Origin of the sequence: Actinocorallia sp. B10E7 (assembly GCF_039871655.1) — a bacterium.
Classification (GTDB): Bacteria; Actinomycetota; Actinomycetes; order Streptosporangiales; family Streptosporangiaceae; genus Actinocorallia.
This window is the reverse complement of the sequence record NZ_JBDPLZ010000009.1, coordinates 158,745-172,920: the sequence shown is the minus strand read 5'-3', so window position 1 is coordinate 172,920 and position 14,176 is coordinate 158,745. Positions and strand designations below refer to the sequence as shown.

Sequence of the window (14,176 nt, the reverse complement as noted above, 5' to 3'; positions counted from 1 at the left end):
CCAATGTGAGCGACATCGTCATCCCCGCAGAGATCAAGCCCGCCGACGGCCGCTTCGGCTGCGGCCCGTCCAAGGTCCGCCCCGAGCAGCTGCAGGCGCTGTACGACTCCGGCAGCACCTACATGGGCACCTCGCACCGGCAGAAGCCGGTGAAGTCGCTGTTCGGCAGGATCCGCTCCGGGCTGGGCGACCTGTTCCAGCTGCCCTCCGGATACGAGGTCCTGATCAGCAACGGCGGCACCACCGCCTTCTGGGACGCCGCCGCCTTCGGCCTGGTGCGCCAGAAGTCCCAGCACGTCACCTTCGGCGAGTTCTCCTCGAAGTTCGCCAAGGTCGTCTCCGGCGCCCCGTGGCTGGACGAGCCGACCAAGGTCTCCAGCGACCCGGGCACCCACCCGGTGCCGGTCGCCGAGGAGGGCGTGGACGTCTACGCGCTCACCCACAACGAGACCTCCACCGGCGTCGCGATGCCGATCAAGCGTGTCGTCGAGGACGACTCGCTGGTCATGGTGGACGCCACCTCCGGCGCGGGCGGCCTGCCGGTCGACGTCTCCGAGACCGACGTGTACTACTTCGCGCCGCAGAAGTGCTTCGCCGCCGACGGCGGCCTGTGGGTCGCCCTGGTCTCGCCCAAGGCCCTCGCCCGGATCGACGAGATCGCCTCCTCGGGCCGCTACATCCCCGAGTTCTTCAACCTCACGACCGTGGTGGACAACTCCTCCAAGGACCAGACGTACAACACCCCCGCCGTGGCCACCGCGCTGCTCTTCGCCGAGCAGATCGAGTGGATGAACAAGAACGGCGGCCTGGCCTGGACCACCTCGCGCACCGCCGACTCCGCCTCCCGGCTGTACGGCTGGGCCGAGAAGTCCCAGGTCGCCGCCCCGTTCGTGGCCGACCCGGCGCAGCGCTCCCAGGTCGTCGGCACGATCGACTTCGCCGAGGGCGTCGACGCCGCCGCGATCGCCAAGGTGCTGCGCGCCAACGGCATCGTCGACACCGAGCCCTACCGCAAGCTGGGCCGCAACCAGCTGCGCATCGGCATGTTCCCGGCGATCGACCCGGCCGACGTCGAGGCGCTCACCACCTGCGTCGACTACGTGGTCGAACGCCTGAACGGGTGAGAGGCGCCACCTCCGGCCCCGGCATGGGCAGTCCGGACCCCGCAATAGGCTCATGAACGTGTACCGTCCCACCCGCTGGCTGCTGCCGACGATCCTGATCCTGCTCGTAGTGGCCGTGATCGTGGGAACGCTGCTGCAGTGAGCCAGATGACCTCACTGGTGCTCGCCGCCGTCCTCCCCCTGGGGGGCGGCGGCGACGCTCAGGTGGCCTTCACCCTCCAGGACAGCTCGATCACCGAGTCGTCCGGGCTGGCCGCCTCCTCGAGGCATCCCGGGATCGTCTACACCCACAACGACTCCGACGGGGCCCCGCAGATCTTCGCGGTGGACTCCTCGGGCCGCACGAAGGCCGTCTTCACCATCGCCGGGGCCACCGCCCGGGACTGGGAGGGCATCGCCCCGGGCCGTGACGAGGCGGGACGGCCCGCCCTCTACATCGCCGACATCGGCGACAACCTCAAGGGCGCCTGGCCGTACGTGACCGTCTACCGGGTCCGCGAACCGGACCGGATGAAGTCCCGGACGCTCCAGGCCACCGCCTTCCGCTTCACCTACTCCGACGGTGCCCGCGACGCCGAGTCGATCCTCATCGACCCCAGGGACAACCGGCTCTACGTCGCCTCCAAGGCGTTCGGGGCCGGGCGGCTCTACCGGGCGCCCCGCAAGCTCAGCTCCGCCCGCACGAACGTCCTGAGACCGGTCGGCTCCGCGCACTCCTTCGCCACCGACGGCGCCTACGCGCCGGACGGCAGCTCCTTCGTCATCCGCGGTTACTTCTCCGCGACGCTCTACCGAGCCCCGGACGAGCAGATCACCCTGATGTCCCTGCCCTCGCAGGAGCAGGGCGAGGCGATCACCTACACCCCCGACGGGCGCGCCCTCCTCATCAGTTCCGAGGGCGAGGACCGCCGGGTCTGGCGGGTGCCGCTCCCCGAGGAGGCGCTGCCCGCCCCCGCGCCGGGGAAGTCCTCGCCGGCGTCCGGCGAGCCGCCGGACAACGAACCGGATAACGAATCGGAAAGCCCCGGAACTAACCGGGGGCTCGGATTGTTCGTCGTCGTGGGTGCGGTGGTGGCGGCGGTCGCCTACAGCCGCAGACGAAAGTGAGTGGAGCGTGTCACTATTCCTCCTGTGGACCACGAGCTCGTCGGCCTGAGGGCTGAGGGCCGACGCCCGCCGGGCGGCGCGCCCTTCTCCCTGCTGGCCCTCGCCTTTGCGTTCGTCCCGTTGAGCCCGCCCTGGCTGTGGGCTGCCCTCGTCCTCGGCTTCGCCGCGCTGCCCCTGATCGTCCCCGGCCCCCGGCCCGGCCCGTCCTGGCGGCTGTCGCCGGACGGCCTGGAGCTGGTCGACCGGAACGGCCGCGTCCTGCAGGGTTACTCCCCCGGCCGCATACAGGAGCTGTCGATCAGCGCCGACGAACTGGTGCTGACCGTCCACCACAAGTTCGGCACCACCCAGCTGGGGACGCTGCCGGAGATGGGGTTCGAGCCGCACGCGTTCTTCGTGACCGCGCGTCGGCTCGGCCTGGGCATCAGGGTGGTCGACGGCGACTTCGCGCCCGACCCCGACGAGGAGCAGGACTACCTGGACGTCGAGGCGTCCCTCATGGCCGCGGTCGTGGAGCCCGCCGAGACCAGGGGCGAGCCGGTCGTCCTCGCCTCCCGGGTCCGGCGTTCGGCGCGGTTGCGGCTGGTGCTGCTGGGCGCCGCCGCGGTCGTGCCCGCCTGGCTGATGGTGGTGCTGGCCGCGGTGCAGGGCACCCCCACTCCGGCCTCGCGGTTCGGCGCCGGGCTGTGGGCGCTGGCCGGATCCGTCGTGCTGCTGGCGGTCCGGCGCAGGCTGCGCCGGACCGCCCCGGTGCGCTGGACGATCTCCGCCGAGGCGGTGCAGGGGCTGCCCGCCTCCTCGATCGGGGCGATCCTGCTGGGCCCCGGGCCCGAACTCGACGCGATGACCGGGGAGCCGGACTACGCCCCGCTGACGGCCGTGGTCTTCGACCACCGGCTGCGGGTGCTGCGGTACCTGCACGCCCGGGGCGTCGACGAGTTCCAGCTGGCGCACACCCTCGACGAGCACGGCTACAAGGTGATCTCGACCGCGCCCGCCTCGCCCAAGCCGTCGGAGTACGGCCTGGAGGGGCTGCCGGAGATCTTCTCCCAGGTGCCGGGGGGACGGCTCGTCGTCGGCGAGGACGGCCTGGGCTGGGCCGACATGGCCGGGGACGTCATGCTCAAGATGCCCGCCGACCGGATCGGCGTCATCGAGCTGCTGACCGTCGACGGCCACGCCTGGCTGCGGGTGTACGACAACGAGGGCGAGGAGTTCCTGACCGCCCCGCTCAAGGCGCTGCGCATCGCCCGCACGGACCTGCGGGAGAAGGCCCGCAACGCGGGTCTCCCGGTGACGGACGCCGAGTACGAGGCCTATCTGAGCGCGGCCTTCCACGGCGCGGTCTCCACCCTCGCCGCCGAGGACCCGGTGCCGCCGCCCGTCCCCGAGGCGGGGCCCGGCGCCCTGCTGGACGCCACCGCGCGCTCGCGCCTGTGGGGGTACGGGGTCACGTCGGCGATCTGCCTGCTGGTGGCGATGACCGCGGCCTGGCTGTTCACCGGGTTCGGCGCGGTGCTCGCCTGGTCGGTGCCGGGCGGGCTGCTGGCCGGGCTGGCCGGGTCCTGGCTGCATGACCGCAACCGCTCCCAGCTGCGGGTGTCGGCGCACGGCATCGCCTCGGTGACCCGGCTGGGCCGGACCGACTGGAGCCTGCGCCGGGAGACCGTCGGGGGGGTCGGCATCGACCACTCGGCCGAGGGGGTCCCCCGGCTGGTGGTGTGGAGCCCCGGCGGGCGGGTGCTGCGCCGGGTGACGTTCGCGCCCGACCTGTCCGAGCTGCGCAGGGCCTGCGAGAAGTACGGGCTGCCCTGGGGGCCGCCGGACCGCGGCGGCTCCGCCGCGCCTCCGGAGATCTGACCCGGCCGGTCAGCGCTCCCGCAGGGGCCAGTTCGCCAGGGACTCGTAGCGAAGGCCGCGGCGCCCGCCGCCCGGGTGGCTGAGGACGAGGTGGATCTCCCCCGCCGTCCAGGGGGCTCCCGCGAAACCGGACAGCCGTTCGGCGAGCGGGCGCAGGTCGCGCGGGACACGGGAGCGGGCCAGGGTCAGGTGCGCGTGGTAGGCGCGGTACCTGTCCACCTCCGCCCCTGCCGCCTCCCCCGCCTCCGCGACGGCTCCGGCCAGCCCGGAGAGGGCCTGCAGGTCCCCTTCGATCCCCGCCCACAACACCCGGGACCGGGATCCTCCCCGCGGGAAGGCGCCCGCGCCGGAGAAGGCCAGTTCCAGGGCGGGGCGGTCCGCCGCGCGTTCCAGCCCCGGCAGGAGCAGCCGGTGGCCGACCTCGTCGACCTCCCCGTAGAAGGCGAGCGTCACATGCCACAGATCGCGGCTCATCCAGCGCAGGCCGGGCCAGGAGGCCCTGACCTCGGCCAGCTCCTCGGCCAGCTCGTCCAGGGCCTCCTCGGACGGAATGAGAGCCGCGAAGAGCCTCATCTCATGCCCGTTCGATGATCCGGCCGTGGGCGTTGAGGACATGGCCCAGCAGCGCGGGCGGGCGGGTGCCCGCGCCGTCGGGGAGCACCTCGGGGGTGAGGATCCAGTCGCCGCCGACCCAGGCGTCCGACAGCACCCCCTCGCCGGACGGCAGGGTGTGGCCCGACTGCTTGATCCGCAGCGCCCGCACCGAGTCGTCCGTGGGGGTCTCGGTCTCCACGCAGATCACCGGGACGCCCAGCCGCGGTCCGTCCTCGACCAGCCGCATCAGCCGGTCGCCGTGCTCCTCCAGGGCCGCGCCCACGTCGAAGACCACCAGCAGCCGGACGGGGGGCACGCCTGGCAGCAGAGCCGAGTCGTCGCCGCCGACCGCCCGCAGGTCGATGAGGTCGATCAGCCGACTCAGGCGGTGGGCAGCCTCCCGGCCGGCGGCGACCCCGCCGCCGCACAGCAGGTTGACCGTGGCGGGCGGCAGCCCGTGCAGCCAGCCCGCGCCCGACAGGCCGGTGGGGTCGACGACGTCCAGCCCGCAGACGCCCGGGGGCACCGCGGCGAAGAACCGGGTGACCAGGGACCAGGCGAAGGCCACCGGATCGTGCGGGGTCAGGCCCCGGTTGATCCAGACCATGCGCCGCCAGGGCATGCGCAGGACGAGCGGGATCCGGAGGGTGGTGATCTCCTCGGCGTTGAGGTGGCCCAGCAGCAGGCCCTCGCCGAGCTCCTCGCCCGGCTCCCAGGTCAGCCAGGCGGGGCTGTCGAAGGACGACAGCTCGGCGCCCGCCACGCCCTCGTGCGCGGCCAGCTCCCCCGCCAGCTGGGTCATGTCGGTGGTCAGCCGCTCGGTCGCGGCCTGCATGAGCTGCTGGGAGCGTCCCGGGGCGGCACGGCCGCCGATCTCGTCCTCCCTGATCACCAGGGCGTGGTCCATCGACGCCCGGTAGGCGGCGAGCGACCGGCTGGCGTCCTCCCAGACCAGCCAGGCCCGGTCGGTGAACGGCACTCGCCCGGCGTCCGGTCCGCGGCCGGGCGTCTCGGCGGGCGGCGGCGGAGCCTGCGGGGGCACGGCGGAGCCGCCCTGGGGCCGCGCTCCGTAGAGAGGGGACGGCCCGTCCGGCTCCGGCTGGACCCGGGGCGGGGCCGGCGGAGGAGGGCCGGGGTCGTCCACCTGGACGCCGTGCGCGGTGACCAGGGCCGCGAGCCCGGCCGCGTACCCCTGGCCGACGGCCCTGACCTTCCAGGAGTCCTGGCGCCGGTACAGCTCCAGGGCGATCAGGGCGGTCTCGTCGGCCAGCCGGTCGATGGTGAAGCTGTGGTCCCCGACCCGCACCGTCGGCGGCGGGACCGTCGACAGCGGCGCGTGGTCGGCGAGGCTGAGCGCGACCAGGACGGCGTGGACGTCGGAGGGGACGGCCGGCAGGTGGATCTCCAGCGCGTCCTGCGACCAGCGCACGCCGGGCCCCTCGGGGGCGTTGTAGAAGACCAGGTCGGCGTCCGAGCGCACCCGCAGGTCCCGGCCGACGAGCAGCGCGCTCAGATCGACCGGGGCCGCGCAGGAGCAGGTGACGGTGAGCCCGGCGGCGCTCAGCGGGGCGTTGGCCCCCCGGATGAGCTCGGCCACGGATCAGGCGTGGGCCGCGATCGCCGGAAGCATGTCCTGGAACGTCCGGCCCATGCTGGGCTCGCCGATGGCGCCGAGCTTCCACTCCTGGCCGTGCCGGTAGAGCCGGGCCATCACCATGCCGGTGTGCGCGCCGCCGCCGGTGAGGGTGTAGCGGGCCAGTTCCTGGTTGGTGCTCTCGTCCACCAGCCGGCAGAAGGCGTTCTGCACCTCGTTGAACGTCTGGCCCTGGAAGGAGCTGACCGTGAAGACCAGGGAGGTGACGTGGACCGGCACCCGGCTCAGGTCCACGATGATCGACTCGTCGTCGCCGTCTCCGGCGCCGGTGAGGTTGTCGCCGGTGTGCCGGACCGAGCCGTCCCGGCTGGTCAGCTGGCCGAAGTAGACGACGTCGGCGACCTGGTGGTCGGCGAAGAGCACCACCGAGGCGTCGAGGTCGATGTCCTGCTCGCGGGAGCCGAAGAAGCTCTTCTTCTTGACCGCGTCCCAGCCGAGGCCCATCCGGACCACGGCGAGCCCTCCACCGCCGGGCTTCTGCAGCGAGATCCGCTGCCCCTTCTGCAACGAAACAGTCACGACGTCGCCCCTCCACGTTCGGTTGTCCGAGTATCCAGCTTTGCAGCAGGGCCGCAGGTTGTCATCTGACATGAGCCTATGCCGAAGACACGACGGTTTCGCGGCGTATCCGGGGATAAGCGATCACGGCACCGGCGGTCAGGACCGCCACCGCCCCGCCCAGGACGATCGAGGACCTGGCCCCGAACGTCTCGGCGAGCCGGCCGACGATCGGCGAGGCGATCGGGTTGGTGCCCATGAACACCAGCATGTACAGGGCCATCACCCGGCCCCGCATCTCCCCCGAGACGCCCAGCTGCATGGTGGAGTTGGCGGCCGTGGTGAAGGTCATCAGCGCCAGCCCGGTCGGGACCAGCATGACCAGGAAGGCCGGCCAGGTCGGCATCAGCCCTACCAGGATCTCGAACACGCCGAAGACCAGCACCGCGCCGTACAGCAGCCGCCTGCTGGGCGCGACCCGGCGGGCCGCCAGCAGCGCGCCGCTCATCGAGCCCAGCGCCAGCAGGGTACTGGCCAGGCCGAACTCCGAGGCGCCCCTGCCGAAGACCTCGGTGGCCACCAGCGAGGTCGTGATCTGGAAGTTCATCGAGAAGCCGGCCACCAGCGCGACCGTGACCAGCACGGTGACCAGGTCCGGACGGCTCCGGATGTAACGCAGCCCTTCCCGCAGCTGGCCCTTCTTGCGGGGGACGGGCGGCAGCACGTGCAGCTCGTCCTCGCGCATCAGCCACAGGCCGAGGATCACCGCGCCGAACGAGGCGGCGTTGATCAGGAAGACCGGTCCGGTGCCGACCAGGGCGATCAGCACGCCCGCGACGGCGGGGCCGATCATCCGGGCGCCGTTGAAGGTGGCGCTGTTCAACGCGATGGCGTTCGGCAGGTCGTCCTTGCCGACCATCTCGACGACGAAGGTCTGCCGCGCCGGGTTGTCGAGCACCGTCGCCATGCCCAGGACGAACGCCAGGAGGTACACGTGCCAGACCTGGGCGCCGCCGGTGACGGCCAGCACACCCAGGACCAGCGCGGGCAGGCCGAGGCCGAGCTGACTGATCATGAGCAGCTTCCGCCGGGGGTAGCGGTCGACGATCACCCCTCCCCACAGCCCGAACAGCAGCATCGGCAGGAACTGCAGGCCGGTGGTGATGCCCAGGGCCGTCCCGCTGCCGTGGGTCAGCTGCAACACCAGCCAGTCCTGGGCGATGCGCTGCATCCAGGTGCCGACGTTGGAGATCACCTGGCCGGACATGAAGAGGCGGTAGTTGCGGTTCCGCAGGCTGCGGAACATGCCGCCCCTCAGCTTCTGCTGAGCCGCTCCAGGATCGGCACCGCCCGTTCCAGCACGGCCCTCTCCTCCTCGCTCAGCGCCGCCACCCGCAGCGCCAGCCAGGCCTCCTTGCGCCTTCTGTGCTCGTCCAGCAGCGCACGGCCCGCCTCGGTCGCGGCGAGGACCACCTGCCGCCGGTCGGTCGCATGGGGCCGCCGGGCGACCAGCCTCGCCGCCTCGAGCGCCGCGACCGTCCTGGTCATGGAGGGCGGTTTGACGTGCTCGTGCTCGGCCAGTTCGCTCGGCGTCATCTCGCCGTGCCGCTCCAGCACCGCCAGCGCCGAGAACTGCGTGACCGACAGGTCGCCTCCCACCTGGGCCCGCAGCCTGCGCGACAGCCGGGCCACCGCGATCCGCAACTCCTCGGCCAGGCCGGAGCCCGTCGTCCTCGTGGTCTCGTTCATCATCACATTCGTTAGCAAGAGTCATTACCCTTGCTAACGACCTTCCCGGATCGTCTATTCCCGCATCGCCCAGCAGCCCCGCACCCTATACCGGCGAGGGGTATCCCCCGCGGCCGTGACCGGTCGCGGGACGCCGATAGTGTGGCCGACATGCCGACACATCCCCGCCGGCCCCAACCGGAACCGCTGAAGACCAACGACGTGCACACGGCGATCGCGGGCACCGTCGTCTGGACGGTGGCGCTGCTGGTGCTGCTGGTGATCGGGCTGCCCGAGGACCAGCGCTGGTGGCTGTGGGTGTGCATGACGGGCGCGGCCATCGGGGTCTTCGCCTGCTGGTTCATCCCCCGCATGCAACGGACGCGGGCCGCCGAGGAGGCCCGGGCCGTCGAGGGCGCGCGGACCGCGGAGGAGACGCCGGCCACGCGGGAGGCGCGGTCCGGCCGGGAGGGCGGGGACGGGACGGGCGGCCGTCCGCCGCTCAGCTGAGATCGGCCTCGGCCAGCAGCAGGGCAGCCGATTCCGGCGCGGTCAGCAGCGCCGCCAAGGACTGCCGGTCGGCCCACCGGCCCAGCTCCCAGGCGATGGCGCGGGCCAGACCCTCCGGACCCGACGCGTGCGGGCGTCCGTCGTACCACCACGGCACCTCGCGGCCGTGCACGACCAGCCTCTCGTGGTGCAGGTAGCTCTCCGGAGCCTCGGGGAACAGCTCGCGGACGATCTCGGGCACCTCGCGCTCGACGCCCGGGGAGTCCGGCCCGCCCGGCACCTCGTCCGAGGCCAGCGGCAGCTCCAGCAGTTCGGCCAGGGCCTCGGCGCGGGCGTGCGGCAGCAGCACCAGCGGCTGGTCGGCCAGCAGCGGCAGCGCGTACGGGACGTCCACCACGATGGCGTCCTCGGCCGGGACGACCTCGACCGAGCCCCCGGCCACCGCGCGCACCTCGTCCGGAGGCAGGAGGTCGGGGGCGTGCGACAGCCAGGTCCACAACTCCCTGAGCTGGTCGCGCCGCACCGGCCGCCCCGGATCGGCCAGCCGGTCCAGCAGCTCGTCCGGCGGGACGTCGGCGAGCGTCCGCCGGACGCCCAGCGCCCCGGCGAACTCCGGGTCCAGGAACCGCGGCGCCGGGTCGTACAGGCCCTCCAGCAGCGGGTCGGCGTCATGGGCGCGGCGCACCCCGCCGAGGACCTCGTGACGGGCGAGCCACCAGGAGGTGTAGGAGGGGACCCGGGTGCCGTCCATCAGCGACAGCGGCTCGACGACCGCCTCGCGGTAGGGCGGGCGGGCCAGCAGCGGCAGCGCCGCCTCCCAGTCCTGGACCAGCTCCAGGTCCCGGACGGCCACCAGCTCCGGCAGGTACCCCGAGGGGACGTCCCAGTCCTCGACGCCGTCCAGGCCGAGCTCGTCCAGGGTCTCGGGGTCGTTCAGATCGACGTCCGCGACGCGCAGGAGCGCGAAGCCCCGCAGCACCCCGGCGTTCTCCAGCGCCACGGCCCCGTACCGCTCGACCAGCCCCGGATCCACGATCCCGAAAGGCGAGTCCTCCCCCATCACCCGGCGCAGCGGGGAGTCCTCGAACAATAGCTCGCCCGCCGGGTACGGCTCGCCGTCCTCACCGGGCAGCGCCAGCTCGGCCAGCCAGGGCTCGGCGGGGCCCGACAGCGCGCCGGTCAGCGTCAGCACCGCGTCGGCGATCGCGGCGCGCTCCTCAGGGTCGTCCAGGTCGAGGGAGCCCTCGACCGCGGCCCGTACCGCCGGGTCGGCGAGCACCTGGCGGGGGCCGGCCTCCACCGCCCCGAGCCGGACCAGCAGCGGGTGGTCGGCGTCCGGGTCGGCGATCCGCAGGCCCAGCACGGCCGCCCGTCCCGGCTCCGGCAGGTCCCGGGCCAGCAGCACCCCGCGCGGCCCGCGGACCAGCCGTCCGTCGGCCAGCGGCACCGGCAGCGCGCCCAGCTCCCCGGCGTCCACCCCGCCCAGCGCGTCGTAGACCCCCCGCCACCAGGCGGGTTCGCGGTCCAGCCCCGCGAGCGCGTCCACCACGTCCGCGGGGGACATGCGCCGCACGCCCAGCGCCCGCATCGCGCGGTGCCCGGCGGGCCAGGCGGCGGGCAGCAGGCCGGGGACCACCCCGCTCAACATCTCCACCAGCGGGGCGGGGCCGTCCACCGCCACCGCGTCCCGGCCCCTGACCCCGGCCCCCGCGTCCTCGGCGAGCGGCAGCAGCGGGGCCTCGGGCAGGCGCCGGAGCACGGCCCGGCGCAGCGCCCCGTCCAGCACCCCCGCCGGGACCGGGCTCGGCACCAGGTCGAGCAGGCCGGTGTCCCCGGCTCCGGCGAGCAGTTCCAGATAGGCCTCGGCGGCCCGGTCCACCAGGAAGTCCGTCAGCGCGCCCGGCTCCGCCCTCCTGCGGTCGGAGGCGAGCGGAAGGCTCGCGATCAGCAGGGCCGGGAAGTCCAGCGGCTCGGCGGTCGGCGTGGGCGCGTACAGCACCTCACCGCCGGCCGGCGGGGCGTCCAGCGGGCCGCGCGGTTCGGCCCGCACCGCCCAGCGCACCGACCAGAACGGGCGTCCCCGCTCCTCGGCGGGCCGGTCGGCCAGCAGTTCCCCGGGGATCTCGCCGTGGGCCTCGGCCGTCCGCCAGCGGGAGACCGTCTCCCGTTCCTCCCCCGGCGGGCCGTCCTCGGTCTCGGTGACGGTGACGGTGACGGTCTCGGGGGTGGGGCGCGCGGCCCGCAGCAGGCGGGTCCGCCCGTCCACGGTGACGGTGAGGGTCGCCAGGGCGGGCAGCGCGAGCAGGAGCGGAGCCCCCAGCTCGGCGAGCTGACCGCGCAGCGACCGCTCGGCCGCCTCGTCGCGGAGCGGGAGGGTGACCCGGGTCGTGAAGCCCTCCGGCGGGACGTCCTCGGCGGGGAAGGGCAGCCGCAGGACCGGGACGTGACCGTGCCGCGCCGCCAGTTCCCCGGCCAGGGCGGGAATTCCCTCGACCAGGGCGCGGGTGCGCTCCGCCGACCAGGCGACGGCCCCCGTGAGGGAGGCGACGGACGGTTCGTCGCTCACCGAGACGACCGCGGTGAACCCCACCCCGAAACGGCCCGCCGAGTCGGCTCCGCGCTTGGTGGAGGCGCGCAGCGACGACAGGGACTCCACGCCCTCGGCGGTGAGCGGCGCCCCGGTGTTCGCGGCCGTCAGCGTCCCGTCCCGCAGGACCAGCCGCAGATGCCCGGGCACCCCGGCCCGCTGGGCGGCGTCGGCGGCGTTCTGCGCCAGCTCGACCAGGACCCGGTCGCGGTAGCCGCCGAGCGCGTAGTCCTCCTCGGCGTTGGCGTCCTCCCGGAAGCGCGCGGGCGAGGACGTCCAGGTTTCCAGGACCCGGGCCCTCAGCCCGGCGGTGCCGAAGGGATCCTCCATGGTCAGCTGTGGCCGAGGGCTTCCTCGTCGGACACCTCGTCCTCGGGCGGCTCGGGGCCCTCCGCGACGCCGGACATCTGGTAGAGGGCCAGCTCGTCCAGGATCAGCGGCGGGGCCTCGGCCGCCGAGGGCACCACGACGGCCTCGGAGTGGGCGCCGCAGCCGTGGTCGGCCGAGACGGCGCGGCCGTCGTCGGGCGCGTGCTCGTTGGCGCAGACCCCGAAGAGCCGGCGCAGGCCGCCGGCGAGCGGAACGTAGAAACCGCAGGTGCTGCACTGGGCGGGAGCGGCCACGGCGATCGGGGCGTGCGGGCCGGCGGTGCCCTCGTACCAGCGTTCGGCGGCCTGGTCCCGGCCCTCGAACGACAACACTCTGGCCCGGCCCAGGCCGAGCTCCCACTGGGCCTGCTCGTCGAGGTCCTCCTCGGGCTGGGCGAAGCCGGGCGCCAACCGCGCGTCGTCGGGCGCGGTGGGCAGCAGGTCGCCGGGGCCCAGGTCGCCGGGGCGCAGCCGGTCGAGCCACGGCACCCATTCGGGCGGCAGGACCGCTTCCTCACCGGGGAGCAGGGCCGTCTCGGAGACGGTGACGACCTTGGCGCGCGCCGCGCGGGCCACCGTGACGGCCCAGCGCCAGCCCCGGTAACCGAAGTCGGTGCAGGCGAAGAAGTGGGTCACCACCCGGTCGCCTTCGACGGCGTACCCGAGGTGCTCGCCCACTTCGGAGGGCCTTGCCGTCTCCTTCGCGGCCTCCAGCGCCAGGTCGACGGCTTCGACGCAGGCCGGGTCCGCGACGGAGCGGCCGCGGCGGGCTGGGGCGGAACGGAGTGACGTCACAGACCGATTGTCACCCATGCCGGGGCATGACCGTGCACCCCTCCCCGTCCCGCGTGGCCTCCGGACCGTCTCCGGCCACTCCCGGAACCCTGTTTCGGCTGCTGCTGAACGGTGGTTCCGGACCAAACTTAAAGAGAGGCCAACTTCCCGGGCCGTTCCTTGAAATGACGGCCGTGATGGCGGGATCCGACCCGGATCCGGCCCCTCGCGGGCGTCCGCCGGGCCATCGGCGGACGATAAGGAGTATGCCGTTTTGCCGTAAGGCATTAGCCTTGTACGGATCACAGAACACGCAGCCAGACAGAGGTCCGCCGTGCCCAGTGGCAAGGTCAAGTGGTACGACACCGACAAAGGTTTCGGTTTTCTCACCCGCGATGACGGGGGTGAGGTTTTCGTGCATTCCTCCGCACTTCCCGCCGGAACGAAAACCCTGAAACAGGGCCAACGGGTCGAGTTCGGGGTGGTCGAAGGCCGCCGCGGCCAGCAGGCCCTGTCCGTCAGGGTGGTCGACACCCCGCCCTCGGTGGAGAAGACCATCGCCAAGGCCAAGCGCAAGCGGCCCGACGACATGGTCCTCATCACCGAGGATCTGATCAAGCTCCTCGACCACGTCTCGGAGACCTACCGGCGCGGAAAACACCCGTCAGGTTCCGAAGCACGCAAGATCGCAACCGTTCTGCGCGCCGTCGCCGACGACATCGACGCATGACCTGCCCTAGGCTTCTGGGGGAGGATCACATCAATGAGCAGAACGACGCGCGAACGGATCGTGGCCGAAGCGCTGCGCCTGTTCGCCGACCGCGGTTACGCCGCGACGTCGGTGGCCGAGATCGAGGCCGCCGCCGGGCTGTCCCCCGGCGCCGGCGGCCTCTACCGCCACTTCCCGTCCAAGCAGGAAGTGCTGGCCGCCGCCGTGCGCGAGCGCATCGAGCGCACCCGCGACCAGGTCAACACGGTCCTCGCCGAGTCCGAGCAGCTCAAGAGCAAGCCGCTCGACCTGCGGCTGCGGATGACCTGCCACGCCGGCATCGCCAAGATGCGCGAGGAGCAGGACCTCATCCGGGTGCTCTTCCGCGACCTCGACCAGTTCCCCCAACTGGTCGCCGACATGCGGGACGGCGTGGTCAACCCCCTGTACGAGAGCATCGCGACCTGGCTGGCCACCCAGCCCGAGTTCAAGGGCAAGGACGAGGACTGGCAGGCGATCGCGGCGATCCTCGGCGGTTCGGTGGTCAACTACTGGCTGGCCAGCGAGTCGCTGTACCAGACCCCGGTCAAGACCGACGAGAAACGTTTCGCAGCCGCCTGGGCCCGGCTGGCCCTGGGACTGCTGAACCAGAACTAGCGGGCC

General features: G+C 73.1%; 13 protein-coding genes. 6 read left to right on the top strand and 7 right to left on the bottom strand.

Going from position 1 to position 14,176, the window contains the following annotated elements:
- Positions 1 to 5 precede the first annotated feature (5 nt).
- The 3 genes from serC (at position 6) to ABGB12_RS27630 (ending at position 4,091) form a co-directional block, all read left to right on the top strand.
- A complete protein-coding gene (gene serC, locus ABGB12_RS27640) occupies positions 6 to 1,124 on the top strand; it encodes a phosphoserine transaminase (RefSeq protein ID WP_347682390.1) in 1,119 nt (372 codons plus the stop codon).
- A 138-nt stretch (positions 1,125 to 1,262) separates the two neighbouring features.
- Complete coding sequence (locus tag ABGB12_RS27635; protein WP_347682389.1) at positions 1,263 to 2,231, top strand: hypothetical protein; 969 nt, start codon at positions 1,263 to 1,265, stop codon at positions 2,229 to 2,231.
- A gap of 24 nt (positions 2,232 to 2,255) precedes the next feature.
- The gene (locus tag ABGB12_RS27630) at positions 2,256 to 4,091 is read left to right on the top strand and encodes a hypothetical protein (RefSeq protein ID WP_347682388.1); all 1,836 of its coding nucleotides are present in this window, start codon (positions 2,256 to 2,258) and stop codon (positions 4,089 to 4,091) included.
- A 9-nt stretch (positions 4,092 to 4,100) separates the two neighbouring features.
- On the opposite strand, the gene thpR is transcribed toward ABGB12_RS27630, so the two are convergent.
- The 5 genes from thpR to ABGB12_RS27605 all read right to left on the bottom strand — a co-directional run bounded on the left by thpR (position 4,101) and on the right by ABGB12_RS27605 (position 8,586).
- Positions 4,101 to 4,664 carry an RNA 2',3'-cyclic phosphodiesterase gene (gene thpR, locus ABGB12_RS27625; RefSeq protein ID WP_347682387.1) on the bottom strand — a complete coding sequence of 188 codons (564 nt, stop codon included), beginning with the start codon at positions 4,662 to 4,664 and terminating at the stop codon, positions 4,101 to 4,103.
- Between the two features lies 1 nt (position 4,665).
- Entirely contained in the window at positions 4,666 to 6,282 is a 1,617-nt protein-coding gene (locus ABGB12_RS27620; RefSeq protein WP_347682386.1) for a TerD family protein, read from the bottom strand.
- Between the two features lie 3 nt (positions 6,283 to 6,285).
- Positions 6,286 to 6,858: a TerD family protein gene (locus ABGB12_RS27615; protein WP_347682385.1), complete on the bottom strand. Its 573-nt coding sequence runs from the start codon at positions 6,856 to 6,858 to the stop codon at positions 6,286 to 6,288.
- 76 nt (positions 6,859 to 6,934) lie between these two features.
- Positions 6,935 to 8,143 carry an MFS transporter gene (locus ABGB12_RS27610; RefSeq protein ID WP_347682384.1) on the bottom strand — a complete coding sequence of 403 codons (1,209 nt, stop codon included), beginning with the start codon at positions 8,141 to 8,143 and terminating at the stop codon, positions 6,935 to 6,937.
- 8 nt (positions 8,144 to 8,151) lie between these two features.
- Positions 8,152 to 8,586, bottom strand: coding sequence for a MarR family transcriptional regulator (locus ABGB12_RS27605; RefSeq protein ID WP_347682383.1), 435 nt, complete (start codon positions 8,584 to 8,586; stop codon positions 8,152 to 8,154).
- Between the two features lie 150 nt (positions 8,587 to 8,736).
- On the opposite strand from ABGB12_RS27605, the gene ABGB12_RS27600 reads away from it, so the two are divergent.
- Positions 8,737 to 9,075: a DUF2530 domain-containing protein gene (locus tag ABGB12_RS27600; RefSeq protein ID WP_347682382.1), complete on the top strand. Its 339-nt coding sequence runs from the start codon at positions 8,737 to 8,739 to the stop codon at positions 9,073 to 9,075.
- On the opposite strand, the gene ABGB12_RS27595 is transcribed toward ABGB12_RS27600, so the two are convergent.
- Together ABGB12_RS27595 and ABGB12_RS27590 are read right to left on the bottom strand one after the other, a co-directional pair.
- Positions 9,068 to 11,992: a hypothetical protein gene (locus tag ABGB12_RS27595; RefSeq protein ID WP_347682381.1), complete on the bottom strand. Its 2,925-nt coding sequence runs from the start codon at positions 11,990 to 11,992 to the stop codon at positions 9,068 to 9,070. The genes ABGB12_RS27600 and ABGB12_RS27595 overlap by 8 nt on opposite strands.
- A gap of 2 nt (positions 11,993 to 11,994) precedes the next feature.
- Positions 11,995 to 12,825, bottom strand: a complete 831-nt coding sequence (locus tag ABGB12_RS27590; RefSeq protein WP_347682380.1) for a DUF3027 domain-containing protein — start codon at positions 12,823 to 12,825, stop codon at positions 11,995 to 11,997.
- A 313-nt stretch (positions 12,826 to 13,138) separates the two neighbouring features.
- Between ABGB12_RS27590 and ABGB12_RS27585 the strand changes: the two genes are divergently transcribed.
- On the top strand, positions 13,139 to 13,534 hold the full coding sequence (locus ABGB12_RS27585; RefSeq protein WP_347682379.1) for a cold-shock protein: 396 nt from the start codon (positions 13,139 to 13,141) through the stop codon (positions 13,532 to 13,534).
- A gap of 33 nt (positions 13,535 to 13,567) precedes the next feature.
- A complete protein-coding gene (locus ABGB12_RS27580; RefSeq protein ID WP_347682378.1) occupies positions 13,568 to 14,170 on the top strand; it encodes a helix-turn-helix domain-containing protein in 603 nt (200 codons plus the stop codon).
- Positions 14,171 to 14,176: the final 6 nt, after the last annotated feature.

What these genes read in the sequence shown, in the direction of transcription:
- thpR (WP_347682387.1), bottom strand. Translation starts at nt 4,664, where the DNA reads ATGAGGCTCTTCGCGGCTCTCATTCCGTCCGAGGAGGCCCTGGACGAG.
- ABGB12_RS27580 (WP_347682378.1), top strand. Translation starts at nt 13,568, where the DNA reads ATGAGCAGAACGACGCGCGAACGGATCGTGGCCGAAGCGCTGCGCCTG.
- ABGB12_RS27600 (WP_347682382.1), top strand. Translation starts at nt 8,737, where the DNA reads ATGCCGACACATCCCCGCCGGCCCCAACCGGAACCGCTGAAGACCAAC.
- ABGB12_RS27595 (WP_347682381.1), bottom strand. Translation starts at nt 11,992, where the DNA reads ATGGAGGATCCCTTCGGCACCGCCGGGCTGAGGGCCCGGGTCCTGGAA.
- ABGB12_RS27610 (WP_347682384.1), bottom strand. Translation starts at nt 8,143, where the DNA reads ATGTTCCGCAGCCTGCGGAACCGCAACTACCGCCTCTTCATGTCCGGC.
- ABGB12_RS27605 (WP_347682383.1), bottom strand. Translation starts at nt 8,586, where the DNA reads ATGAACGAGACCACGAGGACGACGGGCTCCGGCCTGGCCGAGGAGTTG.